The organism is Sphingomonas pollutisoli (genome assembly GCF_029167165.1).
GTDB lineage: Bacteria > Pseudomonadota > Alphaproteobacteria > Sphingomonadales > Sphingomonadaceae > Sphingomonas > Sphingomonas pollutisoli.
In genome coordinates, this window is record NZ_JARFNJ010000018.1 from 1 (window position 1) to 18805 (window position 18805).

General features: G+C 64.7%; 21 protein-coding genes. 2 read left to right on the forward strand and 19 right to left on the reverse strand.

The window, feature by feature from the left end; all coding sequences use genetic code 11:
* From PX554_RS23765 to PX554_RS23855, 19 genes are all read right to left on the reverse strand, one after another.
* Positions 1–1150: conjugal transfer protein TraH (locus PX554_RS23765; RefSeq protein ID WP_275504709.1), on the reverse strand; the 1150-nt coding region annotated here is incomplete at its 3' end.
* 46 nt (positions 1151–1196) lie between these two features.
* On the reverse strand, positions 1197–1760 hold the full coding sequence (gene traF / locus PX554_RS23770) for a conjugal transfer protein TraF (RefSeq protein WP_275504710.1): 564 nt from the start codon (positions 1758–1760) through the stop codon (positions 1197–1199).
* Between the two features lie 86 nt (positions 1761–1846).
* The gene (locus PX554_RS23775) at positions 1847–2734 is read right to left on the reverse strand and encodes a conjugal transfer protein TraF (protein ID WP_275504711.1); all 888 of its coding nucleotides are present in this window, start codon (positions 2732–2734) and stop codon (positions 1847–1849) included.
* The gene (locus PX554_RS23780) at positions 2731–3327 is read right to left on the reverse strand and encodes a S26 family signal peptidase (RefSeq protein WP_275504712.1); all 597 of its coding nucleotides are present in this window, start codon (positions 3325–3327) and stop codon (positions 2731–2733) included. The genes PX554_RS23775 and PX554_RS23780 overlap by 4 nt, the downstream gene beginning before the upstream one ends.
* On the reverse strand, positions 3299–4129 hold the full coding sequence (locus tag PX554_RS23785) for a type-F conjugative transfer system pilin assembly protein TrbC (protein WP_275504713.1): 831 nt from the start codon (positions 4127–4129) through the stop codon (positions 3299–3301). Before PX554_RS23785 ends, PX554_RS23780 begins: the two co-directional genes overlap by 29 nt.
* Positions 4130–4139: 10 nt before the next feature.
* Positions 4140–5231, reverse strand: a complete 1092-nt coding sequence (traN, locus tag PX554_RS23790; RefSeq protein WP_275504714.1) for a conjugal transfer protein TraN — start codon at positions 5229–5231, stop codon at positions 4140–4142.
* Positions 5228–7153 (reverse strand): hypothetical protein, encoded by a 1926-nt coding sequence (locus tag PX554_RS23795; protein WP_420833481.1) that lies wholly within the window; start codon positions 7151–7153, stop codon positions 5228–5230. The genes traN and PX554_RS23795 overlap by 4 nt, the downstream gene beginning before the upstream one ends.
* A gap of 319 nt (positions 7154–7472) precedes the next feature.
* On the reverse strand, positions 7473–8486 hold the full coding sequence (locus PX554_RS23800; protein WP_275504715.1) for a TraU family protein: 1014 nt from the start codon (positions 8484–8486) through the stop codon (positions 7473–7475).
* Positions 8483–9133: a conjugal transfer protein TraW gene (locus tag PX554_RS23805; RefSeq protein ID WP_275504716.1), complete on the reverse strand. Its 651-nt coding sequence runs from the start codon at positions 9131–9133 to the stop codon at positions 8483–8485. The genes PX554_RS23800 and PX554_RS23805 overlap by 4 nt, the downstream gene beginning before the upstream one ends.
* Complete coding sequence (locus PX554_RS23810; protein WP_275504717.1) at positions 9123–9362, reverse strand: hypothetical protein; 240 nt, start codon at positions 9360–9362, stop codon at positions 9123–9125. The genes PX554_RS23805 and PX554_RS23810 overlap by 11 nt, the downstream gene beginning before the upstream one ends.
* The gene (locus tag PX554_RS23815; RefSeq protein WP_275504718.1) at positions 9359–9685 is read right to left on the reverse strand and encodes a hypothetical protein; all 327 of its coding nucleotides are present in this window, start codon (positions 9683–9685) and stop codon (positions 9359–9361) included. The genes PX554_RS23810 and PX554_RS23815 overlap by 4 nt, the downstream gene beginning before the upstream one ends.
* Complete coding sequence (locus PX554_RS23820; RefSeq protein ID WP_275504719.1) at positions 9682–12216, reverse strand: TraC family protein; 2535 nt, start codon at positions 12214–12216, stop codon at positions 9682–9684. The genes PX554_RS23815 and PX554_RS23820 overlap by 4 nt, the downstream gene beginning before the upstream one ends.
* Positions 12213–12866, reverse strand: a complete 654-nt coding sequence (locus tag PX554_RS23825) for a TraV family lipoprotein (protein ID WP_338061620.1) — start codon at positions 12864–12866, stop codon at positions 12213–12215. Before PX554_RS23825 ends, PX554_RS23820 begins: the two co-directional genes overlap by 4 nt.
* Positions 12866–14200: a TraB/VirB10 family protein gene (locus PX554_RS23830; RefSeq protein ID WP_275504720.1), complete on the reverse strand. Its 1335-nt coding sequence runs from the start codon at positions 14198–14200 to the stop codon at positions 12866–12868. Before PX554_RS23830 ends, PX554_RS23825 begins: the two co-directional genes overlap by 1 nt.
* The gene (locus tag PX554_RS23835) at positions 14197–14961 is read right to left on the reverse strand and encodes a type-F conjugative transfer system secretin TraK (RefSeq protein WP_275504721.1); all 765 of its coding nucleotides are present in this window, start codon (positions 14959–14961) and stop codon (positions 14197–14199) included. Before PX554_RS23835 ends, PX554_RS23830 begins: the two co-directional genes overlap by 4 nt.
* Positions 14942–15580 (reverse strand): TraE/TraK family type IV conjugative transfer system protein, encoded by a 639-nt coding sequence (locus PX554_RS23840; protein ID WP_275504722.1) that lies wholly within the window; start codon positions 15578–15580, stop codon positions 14942–14944. Before PX554_RS23840 ends, PX554_RS23835 begins: the two co-directional genes overlap by 20 nt.
* A gap of 5 nt (positions 15581–15585) precedes the next feature.
* Positions 15586–15852, reverse strand: a complete 267-nt coding sequence (traL, locus tag PX554_RS23845; protein WP_275504723.1) for a type IV conjugative transfer system protein TraL — start codon at positions 15850–15852, stop codon at positions 15586–15588.
* A gap of 124 nt (positions 15853–15976) precedes the next feature.
* Positions 15977–16291 (reverse strand): hypothetical protein, encoded by a 315-nt coding sequence (locus PX554_RS23850; RefSeq protein ID WP_275504761.1) that lies wholly within the window; start codon positions 16289–16291, stop codon positions 15977–15979.
* A gap of 184 nt (positions 16292–16475) precedes the next feature.
* Positions 16476–17267, reverse strand: a complete 792-nt coding sequence (locus PX554_RS23855; RefSeq protein ID WP_275504724.1) for a DsbC family protein — start codon at positions 17265–17267, stop codon at positions 16476–16478.
* 535 nt (positions 17268–17802) lie between these two features.
* Here PX554_RS23855 and PX554_RS23860 point away from each other — a divergent pair.
* Together PX554_RS23860 and PX554_RS23865 are read left to right on the forward strand one after the other, a co-directional pair.
* A complete protein-coding gene (locus PX554_RS23860; protein ID WP_275504725.1) occupies positions 17803–18216 on the forward strand; it encodes a hypothetical protein in 414 nt (137 codons plus the stop codon).
* Between the two features lie 142 nt (positions 18217–18358).
* Positions 18359–18802, forward strand: coding sequence for a helix-turn-helix domain-containing protein (locus PX554_RS23865; protein WP_275504726.1), 444 nt, complete (start codon positions 18359–18361; stop codon positions 18800–18802).
* Positions 18803–18805: the final 3 nt, after the last annotated feature.

The following is an 18805-nucleotide window of genomic DNA, read 5'->3' on the forward strand; positions in this document are numbered from 1 at the left end:
ACCATTTCGCAGCAGCCGCCTGATCGGCGCAGAGCGACAGCCTACCTCTGACTGCCGCCAATCTTTGCAACAGAGCCCTATCGGTCACGCCCTGGCGCACGCCCCATTCCAGGAGCCGATAGACCGGCAGCGTCCGCACATTGGCGACGAACTGCTTTTCATCCGCCGTCAGCGCCGAGCGCGTCCGGATCTTCGTCGCGATCGAGTCCATCCGCTCGCGCGCCAGTACCAGCGCGCCCCGGCCACCGCCATTCACCGAGCAGTCGGCGGCTGTGGCGGGAATATTGAGCGCGCGCGTCGGCACGCGGCCTGTCAGGAAATCGTCCGCGCTCTCCGTATCCTGGTGCGGACAGGACGGGATCGCCGAGAAGAGCGGCACCTTGTCGTTTGCGTCCCACCGCATGTAGACGTCGCCCACTCGGGCGCGCATGACCCCGGCCCAGTCGCTGGCGCCAACTCTGGCCGCGGCGTGCTCGAGCAGCGATCCGGTTCTGAAGATATCGGTCACCTCTGTCGGGCAGTTGGCGAGGGCGTCCTTCAAATCCTCTGTCGGGTTACCCTTGTTCTGCTGGATCTTCTCCCGGGAATTCTGCCAGCTCTTGGCGAAGCCTTCGCGAACCGACTTGTAGCCCGTCATCTCCTCGACAATGCCGGACATGTTGTCGTCGCCTTTGGCGATCTGCACCATGCGATTGGCGAGGCGGCAGTCATTGACTTGTATCGAATTCAGGAAGTTGGTGGCAGCTTCCATCTTGCTGATAATATTACCCATTTTTTCATCGAGGGTTTCCAGCAGATATTGGAATGCGACCGCCGGCGCCGCCTGCAGGATCGTCTCCAGCTTCTGGACAAGATAGTCCGGATCAAGGAACGACATGCCGCCGAGGAACATGTCGATGCCGCCACAGCCGGCCTTCACCTTCGGCAGCGTCAGCGACATGAGGTAATCGTCATGGACATCGACCCGTCCCGACATGCCGCCGGCCGTCACATAGCCCCTGGTCTGATCCTCGAAGCTGCCCGGCGAGGTGTAGGTGACGTTGTCGAACCAGCTCTCCGCCCAGGACTGGGCGTGCGCGGGCGCGGCGATGGTGTTGACGGCGAGGACGGCGAGCGAAGCGCCGATCAGGCGACGGGTGACAGAGACCATGGCGGGTATCCTTTTTCACGATGGAGAGGACGCTGACCCGCCATGCTCAGCGCCTCGGATTGGAAGGACGAGCCGGCGCCCCCGCGCCGACCAGCCCGGTGAATTTCGACATGCCGCGGACCGCGACTGCAACCCGCACGCCCGTGAGCATCTTGGCAGCAAGATAGGCGTTGCGCGCGACGTTGGCCGTGTGATCCGTCCCAATCGCGACCGGAACCATGCGGTTCGGATCGGCATTCGGCCGCGCCCAGACCACCGGGTTGCCGACCCAGGGCAGGCCGAGCCTGCCCGAACGAAGCATCGCCTCATTGGTGCTGATTGTGCGGACCTGCCAGCCATAGCGCGCGCGGAAGGAAAGAAGCTTGCCCCAAAGATCCGCACACGGTGCGCAACCCGGCGCTGTGCTCATTTCGAGGGCGAACAGCGGCGCCTGGCCGCGCAGCGTTTCGTCGAAGTCCGTGGGGAAGTCGCGGGTTGCCGGCACTCGAGCCAGCAAGCTCCGCATCTCGGCCACGGAGGCGACCGGATGGATCGCCGCTCGCGCCGCCTGCTCTCGCGTCACGGTCTGGGCGGGAAGCTGCGAGGCGCAGGCAAGGGCGATCGCCGCCATTGCGAGCCCAAGGGCGAATGGGACTGAGGTGCCGGTTCTCCTGTCGCCAAGGAAACGACGCATCCCGGCCACAAGCATTGCGCGGGTCACCGCTTCGGCTCCCCGGGGCCGACGAGATCGCCACCGATCACGCGCGGATCGCTCGGCGAGAGTGGCCCATTCGCGAGCGCGTCGAAGAACCCATCCTCTTCGCCCGCGCCGGTGAGCCACTGCTCGGGCCGGATGTCCCCCGACAACAGCTTGACCGCCTGGTAGGCCATTTGCGCGATATTGGGGTAGGTCTCGACGCCAGCCGCGATCACCATGCGCTGGGCGCTATTGCGCCGGATCACCATCGTAGTCGGCGTCACCTCGACCCCATAGCGTGCGGCTAGATCCGGACGCCGGTCGAGGTCCATCATGGTCACTTGCCAGCCCATCTCGTCCTGAAAGCGCTGAACGATCGGCCATTGGACGCGACAATATCCGCACGAGCTCCGCGCGAACATGACCAGCGCGAAATCCGAGGAATGGGCGCGAAGATATTGGCGCCGGATGCCTTCCTTCTGGGCGCTCATCGCATCTCGCGCTTCGCCGATCATCGGGTTTGCAGCCTTCGCGTTCAACTCCGGGTGCGCGAGCAGCGCGAGCTGGGTCACGCCGGCAAACGCCCGGGCCTTGCGCCGTGCGAAATCCTGAAGCCGCCAGAAGTCCGCCACCGCATCGATCGTCAGTACGGTCGCGGCATAGTCGCGCTGCTCGACGATGAGCTTCGCGATGCGCGGCGGCGACCATTTCACCAGGTCGGTCATCGGCGGGATGTCGGGCTTCGCGACAACCTCCTCATCGGCGTGCTCCGGATCGGGCATCTTGGGCGCCGGCGCGTACCACCAATAGCCGCGAGTCTCGCTCGTGCCGATCACCTGGCCTAGCGCCGGCGGCGCACCGAGAAGCGCGGCTGCGGCGAGCGCGCAGGCGACACGACGCCGGCTCACAGCAGCTTCTCCATGCGGGTGAGACGGTCGATCTCGACCGGACCATAATAGCGGCTGTCGAACCCGTCCTTGTAGCTCGAGCCGACGAAGATCGCGTCGGCCGGCATGATGACAGTCTCCGGCTGCCAATGCGTCAGCAGCTTGCCCGACCGCGAGCGAGGTTTGCTCACCCCGAGCAGCTTCCCGTTGCAGAAATAAGAGGCGTCGAAGAATCCCTTCGTTTTTGACGGCCCCTCAAGGACGTCGATCCGATCACCCGGCAGGCAAAGGGCGTATTTCGTGACGTTGACGGGCTTCGGGCCGGCCAGCGGATTGACCAGTGTGAAGGAGACGAGATCGCCGCGATGGATCGGTCCCGGCGCCCGCCGCACGGCCCAGGCATCGATGCTGGGCGTCATAACCAGATGGACCTGAGGCACCGCCCACCATGCGAACAGGCCGATTGGCAGGACGATGCAATAAGCCTTGAAGAGCTGCATCGGCCGGGCCGGCTGGCCCAGACCGCTGGCACCGAGGGCGACGGCGGCGCGCAACGTGATATCACCGGCAGATTGATAGGCACGGCTACCGACGTGCCAGGCGAGCTTGAGCATCGCGCACCTCCTCTCTTCCGCCCAGGCGGGCATATTCATCAAGCAAGCCGGAGAGCGCCGAGTCCCCATAGACGACATGGGCGCTGCGCGGACTGGACTCCTCCCGTTCGCAGTAAGGCTGCGTGGGATCGCCCGGGATCATCGCCAGCGCCGGTACGCGGGCCACGGCGTGCTGGCGAAACAGGATCGGGTCGACGATCACCTGCACGTCGCGCATGGCGCAGGCCGGGCCGTCGCAGCCCGGATCGATCCGCAGGATCTGCGCGGCCAGCCGCGCCATCGGCGCGACCTTGGTCATGCCGCCCGGCATCCCCCGGAACGCGAGCACGCCGCCGGCCTTTTCGAGCTGCGCGGCATAGGTCCGCAGCACAGCCACCGGCATGGAGGACGACACCATCAGCACCGGTACCCAGCCGGTCGGTGCCGGTGTCGGCGCGGCGCCGGCAAGAGCCGCTGCGTCCGGCGCTTCGAGGCCGAGAGCTTGGGCGATCCGCGCGCTCGCGCGCTCGCGCTCGGCCGCGACATCGGCGCGAGCCTTCGCAACATCGTCAGCAGCGCGCTTTGCTAGCGCCGGATCCGCTTTTCGCCCGTTGAGGCCCTCAAATGCCCGGCGTCTGGACCCTTCGTCGGCAGGCGCGGGGAGGGTGGGTGAAGGGACGGTGGTCTGTTTCGCGTTGCTGACAGCGCGCTTCACCCTCTCCATCGCCGCATCGCCCTCGGCCTGCGCCTTCTCGCGCGCGCCGGGCGATGGCCGGTCCTGAGCAAGGCTCGCCATCGGCAGCGCGACGATCGCCACGAGCATGAGGGCGCGCCTATTGTTTGATCGTCTGCTGATACGCATCGATCTTCCCCTGCATGTCGACCTGGATTTGGGACTGGGCGCGCGCCTCGATGTCCATGTAATATTCGGACAGATCCATCTTGCTGAAATCGAGCGCCTGGAACTCCTCCGACGTGAATCCGCGGCAGTAGGGCTTCTTGGCAGTGCCCCAGCCGACGGCGTCGAACGACTTGAGCTGCGGGCGCCCCTGTTCCTGGATAATCCTGCCAAGTTTCGTATTGAAACAGCAGTTTCCATGGGCCTTCTGAAGGCAGATGCCGAGCACGCTGGTCGTGCAATAGCTGCCGACGAAATGGCACATGCCCGACCCGGACAGCATGCCGACTTCCATGTCCTGCTGGTCGCAGCCCTGGAGGAGGACTTCGATCATGAAATTGATCGCGATGCTGACGGCGATCGAGGTCGGGTCGATGCCGATGATCGCGCCGAGGCCCGCATTGGCCGCCTGGCCCGCGCTCGCGCCAGCCCGGAATGCGGTGAACGCCGCCGACATGCCGCTAAAGACACCGCGCGCGACCGCGATCTTGGTCGAGATCGACGTGAGCGAGCCGCCCATCCCGTCCTTGACGATCTTGCCTTTGTCCTTGCAGCAATTCGAGAAGGTGGTGAGCAGGCCGGCGGGCCGGCATCGTGCCGCGCGTCCTGAGAATATCTCGATCGTGCCGAGGCAATTACCCTCCGCATCGACCGGACCATCCGGAAGCGCGCCTGGATCATCCGGCACCGGCTCCTCGACGATCGGATTGGAACGCGTGTCGATGCAGCTGTTCGGAGAACAGGTCGGCACGCCGCCGGCCGCCGGGACCGCGCAGCCAAATTGAGGGCCGAGCGGACATTCCGGGGCTCCTGTCGAGCCAGTGACACAGGCCGTTTCGCCGATCGGACACATCCAGCCGCCAGCGGCCGTCAGATGGCAGTTCGCTGTCTCGCCTTCATCGGCTGCATCACCATTGCCATTCAAATCGACCGCACAGAGCTGTTGGGCGCTGGCCGATGTCGGGACGAATGTGAGGCCGCCGACCACAAAGGCCGCGGTCGCAAGCAGGAGGCGCGCGCGGATCATCGCGTCGTCCCCGTGCAGACGAGATCCGTACCGCCTAGGCGAACCGTCTGCATCATGACGACCGCCTCGGGGAAATCGTCGATACAGCCGCAGCCCTCGACCAGCTCCTCGCCGTCGCCGGCGGGGCAGACATTATTATCCTGGCATGCATGGTAGATATAATCCCAGCCTATCGGGTTGTTCTGCTGCGCGCCGACCACGCCCGACAGGGCGGCGGCGCTGTTCACCTGGGGACGCCTCGTCTTGCAGACGGACTCGCATGCATTGACCGAGCCGCGATCGGGCAGGTTGAAGTTGCGCGTCGTCGTCGAGTAGCTGCCGTCGCGGTTCTGCACGCGATCGGAGAGCAGCGTCTCGGTCGAATGATCGATGATGTAGGCGGCGCGGCTGAGATCAGGCTCGGGCGTCCCATTGTCGAACGTGCAGCGATAGGCGCGTTGTTTCTCGAAGAAGTCGCGGGTGAGGGTGAGCGGGCAACTAGCCGTGCCGACGACGCGGGTCTGCTGGACCGGCGTGAGACCGGTGCGGATGCCGTTCAGGACCGTCTGAACGCCATCGACCACTTCGCCGTCGAGCTGGCATTGCGGATTGGCGGCGAGCGTCGTGCATCGGTCAACGACCTGCTCGCTGGCACTGCAGCTCGTGTCGAGGTCGACATGGACCTGCGCGAACGCCTCGCCATGATCGCCGACCGCGACGCGAAGCCAAATTTCATGATCGCCCTTGGTAAGGAACGGCTTCAGGTCGAGATTGGGATAGGCATAGGTGGTCTTGGATTGCTCGCACCGACCCGGCGGCAGGCCGGTCGTGTTCCAAGTCGTGGGTGTCGAGCCCACCCAGGTTCCGTCGATCCGGACCTGCGCCCAATCGTCGGCGTAGAACGTGACGAGCCGGGCATTGGCGATGCGCTCGGGCCGCTCGACATGCAGCACGAGGCGATAGTCGAAGACGCTACAGGATCCACCGCTCAGATTGTTGTGGCCCGGCGAGCCCATTAGATAGTCGATCGAGCTCCCGTTCTGGACCGTCGAATAGCCGCCCGAGTTCCGGCTGATGATCTGCTCGGATGTGGGCGAGTCCGTGCTGATCTGACGCGTGACCGTGCAATTCTGGACGACCTGCGATTTGGACGTGCCGGCGGGCGAGCCCTGCAGCATCTGGAAGACCGGATTGCTTGACGCCGCTGCGGTCGCGTCGCCCGCCATCGCGGTCGGGTTGGCCCGATAGGCAGTCTGGCCGATCGTCGGGTTGGAGGTGCAGGCTGTGCTCTGCGCGCCGACATAGGTAATGGACGGGCCATCGACTTGCGCCTGTGCCACGCCATAGCGCGGATCGGCTGTCGTCAGCGCTGCCACCACGCCCCCGCCCAAATCCTTGAGGACGGTAGGCAGATTGGAAAATGCGAGATTGCCGCCGCAGCTATTGTTGATGCAGTAGCACCCGGCGAGGTCGGTCATCCCGGCGCTCTCGAGCCGCGGTGCCTGGTTCGGATCGACCGCCCAGCGATAGCTGTGACAGTTGTTCCAGCTTCCCGCGTCGCACGCGATGACGCCGTTCGCGCAAATCCCCGAAATCGGGAAGGGCAGGGTGGCGCTCGCGTCAAACGACCCATTGAGATCGGTGTCGCGGCTGATACGGACCATCGCGAGATCGCCGCTAGGACCCGGTTGGACGAGCACCTGAAGAAGCGCCGCGGTTTTCTGGCACGCCAGGTTCGGCGTGAACTGTTTGCTGGAATCGACGGTCGCGATCGGCTGCCCGCTGAGACCCGGTGTGACATAGTTGTTGAGGAGCGTGTCGCTGTCGGACGTCTTGGCGCGCGAAGCCGCCGCTGCGGCGCGCGCGCGGTCCTCCGCGGTCTGCGCCATTGCTTGCACCGGCAGAGCGAGGACGAGCAAGAAGGCGATCCGCATCCGGTTCATGGCTCGACCTGCCTGGACGCAATTGTGCGAGAGCCGCGCCTGAAACGCAGCAGGAACACGCGATCCGCAGCGCCGCGCACGATTGCTCGAAACACGGCCTGGCCTTCGAAAACGGTCAGCGCGGCCGCGATCGCGGGCGGCGGGGGGCATTGCCGCGCCGCGACAGGGGCTGTGGCGGCCGCGCCGACCGTCGGAGCGACACCCCTGGGGGAATAGGGTGCCGCTCCTGCTCCGCGCGCACGCTTCGGTTCCGTGGCCCGGCGGGCAGGCCCGGGGTCCGTGAAGAATGCGGGAGCGGAGCTTCTGGGAGACGATCTGCTCATGGCACCGCTACTCCGGCGCAGCAGATCGTCTTTTCGAAGAGCATAAACTGAGCATTGTCTTTACCGGGCGCGTGCTTGGCGCTGGTCCAGAGCGCACCGGGACGGCCGATATTGACGCACTGGCCGCCTTTGACCGGCTCCATGAGCTGCAGCTTGTACCGGCTCTTGGTCCAGATTGGCTGCGGGATGAACGAGCAGCCGTCGGACGAACTGATGGTGAGTGCGCCTAGCCGGCCCATCATGAACACGCCCCGTGCCGCAAGGCCGGCCCAGGCCTCGACGCTGTCGTCGAAATGGATGTCGCCGGCGATGGGGTACGTGCTCCCCCAGCTCCCCATGCACCAGAAGAGCGGATCGACCACCTTGCCGGCCGCCGCCGCGGCGCTGTCGCCCATGCAGGCGAGGCCCGCTGCCGGATTGCCGAACAGGATCGCCTCGGGTTGGATGATGGCTCCCAGCGTCGCCGACTGCCAGGTCGGTAACACCTCGGTGATCATCGCAACATCGAACCCGTCATCTTCCAGGCATGGAAGATCCGTGAACATGTCGAGCATCTTCCAGACCGGCGAGATGTAATAGTGCATCTGGGCGAACATCTTCCGCGTGTTCGTGCCATCGGAAATGCTCGACTGGCTCCCCTGGAGCTTTCCGTGAGTGGGGAGGATGTCTGCCCCAAGCGCCATCATGCAGCCGGGCTCAGTGACGACGTCGACCATGCGGTTGGGCGACCAGAAACTGACCTTGACGCCAAACCAGAAGGTCACGCCCTTGCGGCAAGCACAGAGCGGCTTTGACGCGGATTGCGCGTCGAGCGCGCCGCCGAGCGGATCATGCGGCCCGACCCGAACGCCTCCGATGGTGATCGGAAAGATGCAGGTCCAACGGACCTTCGTGATGGGATTGAACACGGAGCTGTCGCACGACGAGGCATGCGCCTTGGCCGGCCAGAAGGTGACTGCGGCGAAGCCGATCGCCAGGCCGATGAGGAAGGTGAGCCTGCGCCCGATCATCGTGCCGGTCCCTTCAACGCCTGCCGGCTTGACGGCCCATATTCACTCAGAACCAGCTTTTGCCCGGTCTGGGTGACGACGACCGGCGCCACCGTCAGGCCCAGCCGCTCCTTGACCCGCTCCTCGAGGATGAAGATCGACCGGCCATGCCGCTCGCTCAGGGTGATCGCGTCGGCATCGCCGGGCTTGCCGGCGGCCATCAGGATGAAGTCCGATGAGCGCGCCGTCCGAAGTGCCCAGGCCAGGTCCGCGGGGCGAGCGATCACGAGACGCTGCCGCAGCTTCACAAACGCCAGCGGATTGAAGGTGAAGCCTTTGGGATAGCCGATCCTGCCGTCCGGCAGCTTGATCTCCTGATCGAGCGTGAAGAACGGCACGACCGTCCGCTGCCGGTCCTCGCGCGCGTCGCCGAGCGCGGCTGCCTTCATCGCCGACCAACCAGAGCGCGGGCCATAAGCCTGGCGCATGTCGGGGACACGCGCCGACCGGCTCTCGATCTCGCTCAGCGCATCGGTCTCCGCGATAGGCCAGGTCCGCCCGATCGTGCTGGTCGCAGCCTGCGCCGCGACCGTGAGGACACCGGCCGAGATGCCAAAGCCAAGAATCAGGGCCCGGCGATCGGCCCACGCGACGCGCTTACCGAACATGGCGTCGCCTCCGCCAATAGGGCACGTCATCGTCCGCCGGGAAACCGAATGCGGCGGCTGCGAACCCGCTTAGGGCGAGCGCGAGCATGAGGGCGACCATGATGCGGAAACTGTCGGCGATCTCCGGCGCCATCAGCGCCAGCGTCGATTGAGCTATGAGCAGCCCATGGGTGCCGACAAGCAAGCGGATCGGCCCCGTCCCGGGCGTCGAGGAGAAGATCCCGTTCATCGCGCCCACCACCGGCGGAACCTGCGCAATCCGAGCGCGGTGGCCGCGGTCAGGCCGATCAGCAGCATGCCGCTCGCGAAGCAGGCGGCCGCAACGAGGAACCCGGACCGGATCACCATGCCGGTGGGCTGATTGAGTGCGGTGCCGGCCGCGATGACCAGGCTCCCCATCATCACGGACTCGATGACCATCAGCTGAAACCGCCAGCGGAAAGATTGCGCCTCCGCACGCGCTGCGACGAGCGCCTCGATCCGGGCCTGGATGGCGGGATCGCTCTCCCAGTCGAGCATCAACTGGTCCGGATGCGCGGCGTGGCGGGTCATATACGCGCTCCCGTGATCAACGGCTCGACGTTGGGACCCAGCACCTCGGCCGGATCGACGCCGGCCAGTTCGCACACCGCCACCAAAGGGGAGCGGCCGGCGCGCAGCTTTGCCTCGAATGCTGCCACCTCGTTGGGCGCGCTCGTGTTGATCCAATAGGAGAAGGGGTCGACAACCAGCCGGGCGATGCCGAGCCCCAGGGGGCTGTCGATGAACACCTCGGAATAGTTCGGCTTGGCGTTGCGAACCGACTTTAAGAGTTCGAGCACAAAGCCTGAATAATCGAGGATTTTGTTGTCTACTGCCTTGTCGTAGGTCGAGCCCTGCAACAAAAAGCGGGTCGCTGCATTTTCGAGAATGACCTGGCCCGTGCCGCCGAAGAGCAGCAGGTCGTTCATGCTCTGCAGCACGATGCCGAAACTGCCCTGGTATTTTCTGGCGCGACGATATCCCTGCCCGAACGCTTCTGCCAGTCGCGAGAGATCCTGGCCGTCGGTCCGGGTCATGAACTGCGCGGCCTCGTCGCAAAGCACGAACCGCGGACGATCGCGCGCCGAGAGGTAGAGCTCCTGCGTAACGGCGTTGACGACCGTCATGATCACGACATTGAAGAGGTCGGGAACCGACTTCAGTCGTTCCAGCTCGAGCACGACGAACTCGTCGCGCGAAATGTCGAGGGTCGAGCGGCCGTTGAAGAAATGGCCGTAAGCACCGTCGCTGCCGAAGTCGCGCAGGTTGAACGCCAGCTCGCGCGCGACCGGGATCAGATGCTCGACCCGGTCGAGGTCGCTCGACGCATTGGCCGGATAGCGGCCGAGCCATTCGCGCACCGCGTCGATGCCCGCCTCACCGCGACCGCGGTCGACGGTCCACTGTGAGGCCGATTTCAGCAAATTCCATTCGCTCGTTGTCACCGGCTTGCGGGTCGATGCGTTCGCCATCTCGGCGACGATCGTGACTGCCATGGCGATAGCCGACTGCCGATCGTCACCGTCGAGGGCCAGTCCCATGTCGAACGGATTGAGAACCAGCCGCTCCTCGCCGATGTCGATATACCGGCCCGAGCAGAGCGTGCAGAGTTTGCGGTAGCTGCCGCCGATATCGATGATGCGGATCAGCGCGCCCTGCGCGTAATATTGCTGGCACAGGTTGTTGAGCAGGAAGCTTTTGCCCGCGCCGGATTCGGCCGAGACGATGAAGTTGTAGTTGTTGATGCGCGGGTCGAAGAGATCGAGCGTGACGAGCTGGCCCTTCCTTCCCACGTAAAGCAGTGCAGGCCGCCCACCTCCGCGGAAATCCGTCTGGACCGGGGAGAGCAACGCGGCCGCCTTCGCCGGCATCCGGAAATCGCGCTCCAGCAGCTTCATCGTGCGCTTCTCGGGGTAGAGCCCGAATGGCAGGCTCGCGGCGAGCAGGACCGGGAGAAGATAGCTCTCCTCCTGCACCATGAAGGGCAGGGGCTCGGACTCCCAAAGTCGCTTGGCGCGCGCCGCCATCTCGCGGGCCTGGGCGCGGTCGCGTCCGAACATCCAGACAGTCGGGATTACCGAGACGAAGCGGCTGTTGGCGGCCTCGTCGAGGATCCAACCGATCTCCTCCAGTTGCTTGCCGACCTCGATCGCGAAGCTACCCGCTGCCTTCTGGGCCGAGAGGATCTGGGCGCGCTTGTGGACCTCGAATTGCGAGACGTCGAACAACACTGTCAGGCAGTACAGGAACGGCCCGCCGATCTGATCACTGTCCTCGGCGGACCCGCGCATGCCGCCCAATAGTCGGTTGGTCCGCTCGGCGGTGATCCGGCGGGCAGGCGCCTTCGGTGTCAGGCAGCGGGCGACCTGGTTGCCGATGAAAAGCTCCGGTCCATCGAAAAACAGGTCGGGGCCAGCGTCGATAATCTGCTTGCGAATGGCGAGCGCTGGCGAGCCGGGCTCACCCGCTTCCGAGAACACGCCTGGTGCGGGCTCGAAGACCCCGTTGAAGATCCGACGGTAGAAGCTGACCAGTTCCTCGGGCGGCAATCGCCGGATTCCCATCTTCGCCAATTGTTCTTCGACCTGCCGGCGCAAATCCGCGCCGAGCCGTCCCCGCGTCTTGATCGCGAGGAACAGTCGAAAATCGCGCACCGGGATGCCGTGAAGCGCTGCGAGCCCGTCCGTTCCCGCGCGAAGATACTCGGCGGTTCGGCGTGCCGAAGCCTGAACGAGCGGGTCCGGACGGGACTTGAGATCGAGATAGGCATCGAGCGCGGGATCGATCAGCGGATCGGCAAAGGTGATCAGTTGAAGGGTCGTGCCCTCCGGGAACTGAATGTTGAGCAGACCCAGTAATGCCTGCTGGACATGGGCGAACATATAAGCCGCTGGCACAAGCTCCCAGGCCTGGCCCCAGCCATCGTCGATACAGAGAAAAGCCTCTTCCTCCTCGACCCAGGCGACCATCGGCAGAAAGTCCGAATAGGCGTCGCGTTGGACGGCCGCCTGGAGCCGGTTTCGCGTCAGGCCGCGATCGGCGCCGATCGTGCGCGCGCTCACGGACGCGGCTCCGGCGACGACGGAACGCCCGCGCCGGCCTCGGTGCCGGCGTCGCGTACTGAGCGCAGAACAGGCGGATTCGGTGCCTTTCCGGCCGGCTCGACGAGATAGCTGCCAACCACCCAGACAGGTTGGCCGAGCATCGAATAGACGAAACGTGACATGTACAGCCGATCCGGCCGCTGCCGGTCGGCATAAGGAAGGATGAGCGTGCGCACTGTGCGCGACGGACGCAGCATCGGCGTGCCGGCGTCCGAGACGCTCGACGCGAGATCCGCATAGGATCTGTCCGGCGCCGCCGGCGCAACCGATGCTGCTTTCGAAGCGCGGGCGCTCGCCTTGCGATCCCTGGCCTTCTCCTTCGCGGTGGCGCGGTCTTCGGCCGCCAGGAGCTTCTTGTCGTTGGTCACCGCCGGGTCCGATTTGGACTTCCTGCCCGCGACCGCATCCTCATAGGCCTTCTCGGGATGGATGCATTGGCCGTGATCGCTGTTCTTGCAGCTGAATTTCTCGCTGTACGGCGAAAGCGCCGAGCCCAAGGTCGCGCAGCCGGATAGGAATAGCAGGGGCAGGCAGAGCATGGGCGCGAGCATGGCGCGCCGCGTGCGGGCGGCTTTGAGCATCGGACGATCTCCGTTGAGCGCGCGCATCAGAATTTGATCCCGGCGCTGGGTTTGATCTCGAGGGACACGCCCTCCTGGATGACGACGACCACGTCCTTGGCGGCGCCAACTTCGACGATCGGACCGGCCTGCCGGGCGAGGTCGAGGTAGAAATCCGTCAACTTGTCGGATGACCGGGACAGGCCGCCTGCGACGCCGTTCTTGACCGCGTCGCCCGCATCGAGCGTGCGAACCGTACCGAGCGCCGACGTCGACGTTTCGCCGAACGTGTCTTCGACCGCCCGCGAAATGCCGCTGATCGTGCCGGCGAGGAACGCACGCGCCAGCGTCGCTCCGGCTCGGGTCACGACCTTGCCCGAAAGGCCCTTCTTCCCATCCTCGTCGACGAAAAAGCCCTTCACCGGCTGGTCGACCACCGAGCGATCGTCGAAGTCGACGCAAGACAGCGACACGAGCTGAATCTCCACGCGCTCCTTCGCCAAGCTGCCGGTCGCGTTGCCGATGACGAAGCAGCCCGCGAGGTTCGCCTTCACCTCATTGGGCAGGACTGCGGGAGCCTGGACTCTCGCGATGATCGGCTCGGGATTGCTGGTCGCGTCGCGGCTCGCCAGGGCGTCGATACCCGTCAGCAGGCGCGCCTTCATGAAACCAGGCGCCAAATAGATCGTCCGATTCTTTTTTTTGGTAGCGGCCGATCCGTCGGCGGCGGCGCCTTGCGGCACGACCTGACTGGTCGCGGAGCCGATCGCACCGACATTCTTCTCCACCGGCGGCGCCGGAGGCGCCGGCGGACCAGCAGTTGGCGCGGGAGGGGCAGGAAGCCGGTCGGCGTCAGGGCCGACATCGCCGGTATTGGGCGGGGCAGGGAAGCTCGGCGGATTTCCTGGCGGGGCGCCGGGCAGAGCGGGCGGGAGATCGCCATCAGCCCCCGCGCCCTCCGGTTTGCTGCCGGGGATGATCTTTCCTTCCTCGATCGCGGAAACCCGGTCGCCGAGAAGCTGCTGACCATCGAGCACCTTCTTCAGGTCGCCGCGAATCTTCACTTCGAGGCTATCGCCGCGCAGGCCAGCACCCATGTTGAGATTGGCCGTGTCGCTGGCCGGCTTGGGTGCTTCGTGATTGCCGGTCGCGCTGTAGAGGCCGATGCCGAGCACACCGACCGCCATCGCCACGCCCGCTTGCTTGGCGCGCAGCTTCTGCTTGGCGGTCAGCTTCTCCCACTGCGCCTTGAGATCGAGCAGCGCCGGCCTCGAGCCCATCGCGATGCCAGGACGATCGCCGTCACGCGCCGCCTCTTCGGAGAGATGGGCCTGATAGGGGGAAGCCCGGCCCGCGCCGTCCGGAAGATCCTCGCCGCTCATTGTGCCGCTCCCCGCCGAATGATCACCACCCGCGCGGTGTCGCCGGCGGCGAGCTGCGCGCGATCGAACGTGACTGCGAAAATCCCTACGCCGAGCGTCGGATCGAGGAACATCCGCTCATCGAGCGTCATCGGCGCGCTTGCGCGAACGAGATATTCCGAGCCTGTGAGGCCTGAACCCTCGATATCGAGATGGCGATGTTCGACCAAAGTCGCGGTCGGTAGGCCGGTAAGCCGGATCGTGCCGGCGGCCGGCGCCACCTCTGCGAACGAGGCCGGCACCCGATCGTCGAGGATGGCGAGCGTGATGGAGACGGCGCGCTCCTCTTCTACGAGCGGCCCCAGGAGATCATTGTTGGCGCGCGCCCGCTGGGCCGTTCCGGCGACCAGCACCACGGTCTGCGCGGGGACGTCGGCGGGCTCGGCATAGAGCGGATAGTTGGCGCCGTTGCAGGCAATGAAGAATTCCGACGGCGCGGTCACGTAGGAGCGCGTCACCTGGCCGGCGTCGTCGGTCTCCTTGACCAAAAACTTGATCCAGGCGTCCGATCCGCCTTTTTCGACGGCGATGCCCTTCTCCGCAGAGAACTTGACGTCCTCGATATCGCCGCCCTCACAGACGACGTGATTGATGTCGTGGTTCGAGAACCGGACGCGGCTCGTCTGGTCGGGCAACGCCCGGATCGTCTGGGCAGCCGCCGGGTTGGCAGCGGCCAGCGCGACAACAAGCGCCAGCGCTACCCTATTGACGGGTTTCAGCATCGAATTGCTCCTCGGAGAGGCGCGTCAGCCAGAAGCGACCGTTCTCGATCGCGTAGCCAATGCGTATGTTGCCGCGGAATTTGCGGATGACGCCGCCGATGACCCGAACCTTTTCCACCGGCACGACGATCTCGCGCTCGTTCCAGGTCACGGGTTGATCGTTGCGAATATAGGTCGCGATGCTGAGCGTCGGGTTTTGCGAGAGATCGTCGAGGATCGCGTTCAAGGAGTCCCGCATCGCGTTGTAGACGGATGGATGGACAAGCCCGAGCAGCTCCTGGAACTGGCGGTCCGCCGAGTAGGCGGAGTAGGTGCCTGCAAGCCCCACGATGTTGCGGACCATGGTCCGCAAATAGGCCTCGGACGGCTTGCTCCCGGTCACATAAAGGTCGCCGCTCGCGCCGAAGGGGACAACAACCGTTCGGGCGTTCTGATTGGTCGTATAGACAACCAACCCCAGGACCGCCGTCACGCCGAACAGGCCGGCGATCGCAGCCTTCAGGAGGCGATTCTCCTCGAAGAGGTTCGAGGAGCCCTGCAGGTAGCGGTGGATTCCGTAGCTTGCCGGCTTGCCGATCAGCGGATCGCTCGGCGCTTCGCGACGTGAGAAGAGGCCCATCGCCGTTACTCGCAGAACCGGGTCTGCGTCGGACCCGGATAGTGATTGAAACTGACCAGGCCCCAGCGCCACGCGAGGTGGGCGAGAAAACCCCTGGGTTTGCTACGCTTCCACGGGATGAAAAGGAGAAGGGCGACGATCAGAGCCCAACCGATGATCCCGCCCACGATCGCCGCGACGAACACGGTCGAGGTCGCCAGCATGAACTCGTCCGAGCCAAACCAGAGGATCTGAACCGGACGGTGCAGATACTGGGGCAAGCGCTCATCCATCGCTCTTCTCCTCCTGCTTCATGACCGCTCCGAGGAGCGCCATTTCCAGAGGCCGACCATCGGCCCCCAGCTCGTGCGGACGAGGCGAACGCCGGTCAGCACCGGCGTCGCCGCGGCCGATGCGTCAGATGACCATCCCGAAGGTCTGGAGGATGCTGTCCGCCTTGATGAGGCAGACGGCAGCCACGATCGTCGGAATGCCGATCATGATGTTGCTGAACAGGCGGGACACGCCGAACAGGAAGGCCGCCACGCCGCCGACGAAGCCGAGCGGGCCCTTCACGCCCTTGTTCACCACGATATCGTAGATGTCGTAGCCGAGATCGCCCGTGGCGGGCGGCGCGAAGGCGTGAGCCGTGCCGCTCGTGAGGGCGAGGACTCCCAAAGGGAGGCCAACATTGGCGATGGCAAGCGCCTTACTTCCGATTTTCCGCATCATTGTAGTGCTCCACTGATCCGAAGCCGTCCGGGGATATGCCTGCCGGCATCGATGGAGATCGAGGTCGGCCGGGGCGTCGGTGGACGGCTCCGAAGGACCGCCGCCGCCGGCATCCTGGTTCGTCTGCCCAGCGCTCGGCGCCGGGCAGACGCCCGCCAGAAAGGGACTGCAGGCCGACAGGCGATCAGCGCTGCGCACCGGACACCGCCTTGGGTTGTGCCTGTCGATCGAGGAATGCCTCGAGCTCGGCCTGCTGGAAGCCGGTGAGAACCTTGCCGTCGACGATGACGGTGGGCGTTCCGGAGATGCCGACCGAGGAGACGGTCTTTGCGTCCTCCTCGACCTTCTTGCGGCCTTCCGTGCACTGCCGAAGCGTCGCCGGCACCCGGCCCGAATAGACCGCCTTGAGTTCGGCCTGGGGATCAGGCGAACAGAGGATATGTTCTGCCTTGGATGCGGCGTCCGGGTGGATGACGCTGACGAAATAGACGAGACGCCGGACGGGCTTCCCCTCCGCGGCCTTCGCCTCCCAGAACCGCTCAAGCGCCATGCAATACGGGCAGCTTGGGTCGGTGAACTCGATGACCGTCGGCGCATTCGCCGGTCCGATCGCAAAGGCCTTCGCAGGATCGATCACCTTGAGCTTGCGCTGCGCGCCCTGCTCCTGGGCGAGCGCGGTCAGGTTGATGCCATCCTTGTTGTAAACGGCCGCGAAGATGAGGTGCTGGCTCTTGGGAGCGTAATAGATGATGCGCCCGCCTGCAGTGGCCTGATAAATCGGACCCGTGATCGGCGAGGGGCCGAAATCCTCGAACTGCAGGTTGGTGAACGTCTGTTGGAGCTGCTGCTCAGCCTCCGCGGCCGCTGCCGCAAGGGTCGCATCGTCGCTCTTTTGCTGCGCGAGCGCGGTGCTCGATGCGAAGAGCGCCGGGAGCCCCAAAAGGGCTATGGCGAGACGTCGGGTGCGCCGGGTCATTTCACCTCACCTCCCATTGCAACTCGCGAAGTCGCGGGCTGAAGGGACGAGCTGACGGGCATCGATTGCGGCGCCGTGGGGTGGGCCGGCTTGAAATCCGGTCCGTGGCAGCAGGTAATGTCCACCGAAGGACGGAGATTGCCCGCCGCGGCGCACGGAATACCGTTGGACGGTTGCCGGGCGGACTCGGGCGTGCTGGCTTGCGCAGTTGGCGCCGTGCTGACGACAACAGCCGTCAGCAGCCAACCACAAAATGGCTGTCTCATGATACGATCCTCGACATTGATCTGTGCGGAGAGTTCGGGCGGGAGCTTTGAACTGGTGTCGGAGTCGCCCGTCTGACCGCGTTGAAGACCTGTTGCAGGACCAAACAGGAGGCCGACAATAGCTAGGGCACTGAAGTGCGGTACTAGGGCACGACACTACCGCGAGGGGGCATTTATTTGCCGCTTTTGCGCCTCAATTGGCTCGAATCCCGCCGATTGTCGTCAATCCAGGAATGGGAAAGCGCAGATTACCGAGGGAAGAACGGCTGGTGAAAACCAGGACCTATAGGATTCGCCTGTCAGAGCTTGGATGCGAGGCATTCCTGTCTTGCAACTTCAAGCTGGGCAGAGTCTCACATTCGTTCGTGCCGCACGGGCACACGCAGTTCGTCGCCCTGCTTCTTGCCGACCGCGTACATCCCGCGACCCTCGCAGATGTGCTCGACCATTCGCGGACACGCAGCTTCAGCGGTCCCACCTGTTATTATGTCGGGATGGCCGACATCTCCGAGGACGTGACCTATCGAATGATCAAGAAACTGGAGAGGAACAGGACAATCTACAAAACCCCAGGCGCCGGGGAACTCTATGTAGCCGGCATCGCGATCATGCTGGACGCAACCGATGACGATGTCCGGGCAGCCTATAAGCTAATGCATGAACTGGTCTCGGCTGCTGTCTGAGCGCGTCTCAACAGTGATCGATAAAATCGTCAAAATCCTTTCATTTTGAAAACTTCTCCGTTTGGTGGCCTGCGTGAAATACGCTAATTTTTTTCAGTCGGAGCGTGCAAGGGAGCTTTGAGCTACACTCAGGGAGACCCTGATGTCGCATCAGAGCATCGCTCACGAAGAAGAACGTGCGTCTGTTTTAGCCGAGGTGAAGCGGATTTCCGGCCGCCGAATCGAGGTTCGTCGCCGTTCTCAGCGTAAATCCCAACGGCGCCTCGCTGCAGAGGTGGGTATTGGCGTGCGGTGGCTCCGCGAGATCGAATCGGGGAGCCCCAAATCGCGGATCGACGAGCATATCCGGTGCGCGCATGTGCTCGGACTCTCCTCGGCATTCCTGATGATACCCATGCTCCTTCTCGAGCACCGGTTGAACCTGCCTCGGCAGTTTCTTGGCGAGGACATGGATGAAGCAGAGATCCATGCCTACAAGATCCTCGCCGCGATCGACATGATCCCCTTGGCGCACCATCATCCGATCCAGCGCGTCCACTTCGTCGAAACGATGGAACCGAACGAGCAGACCGGCTCGCCGCGCTGAGCG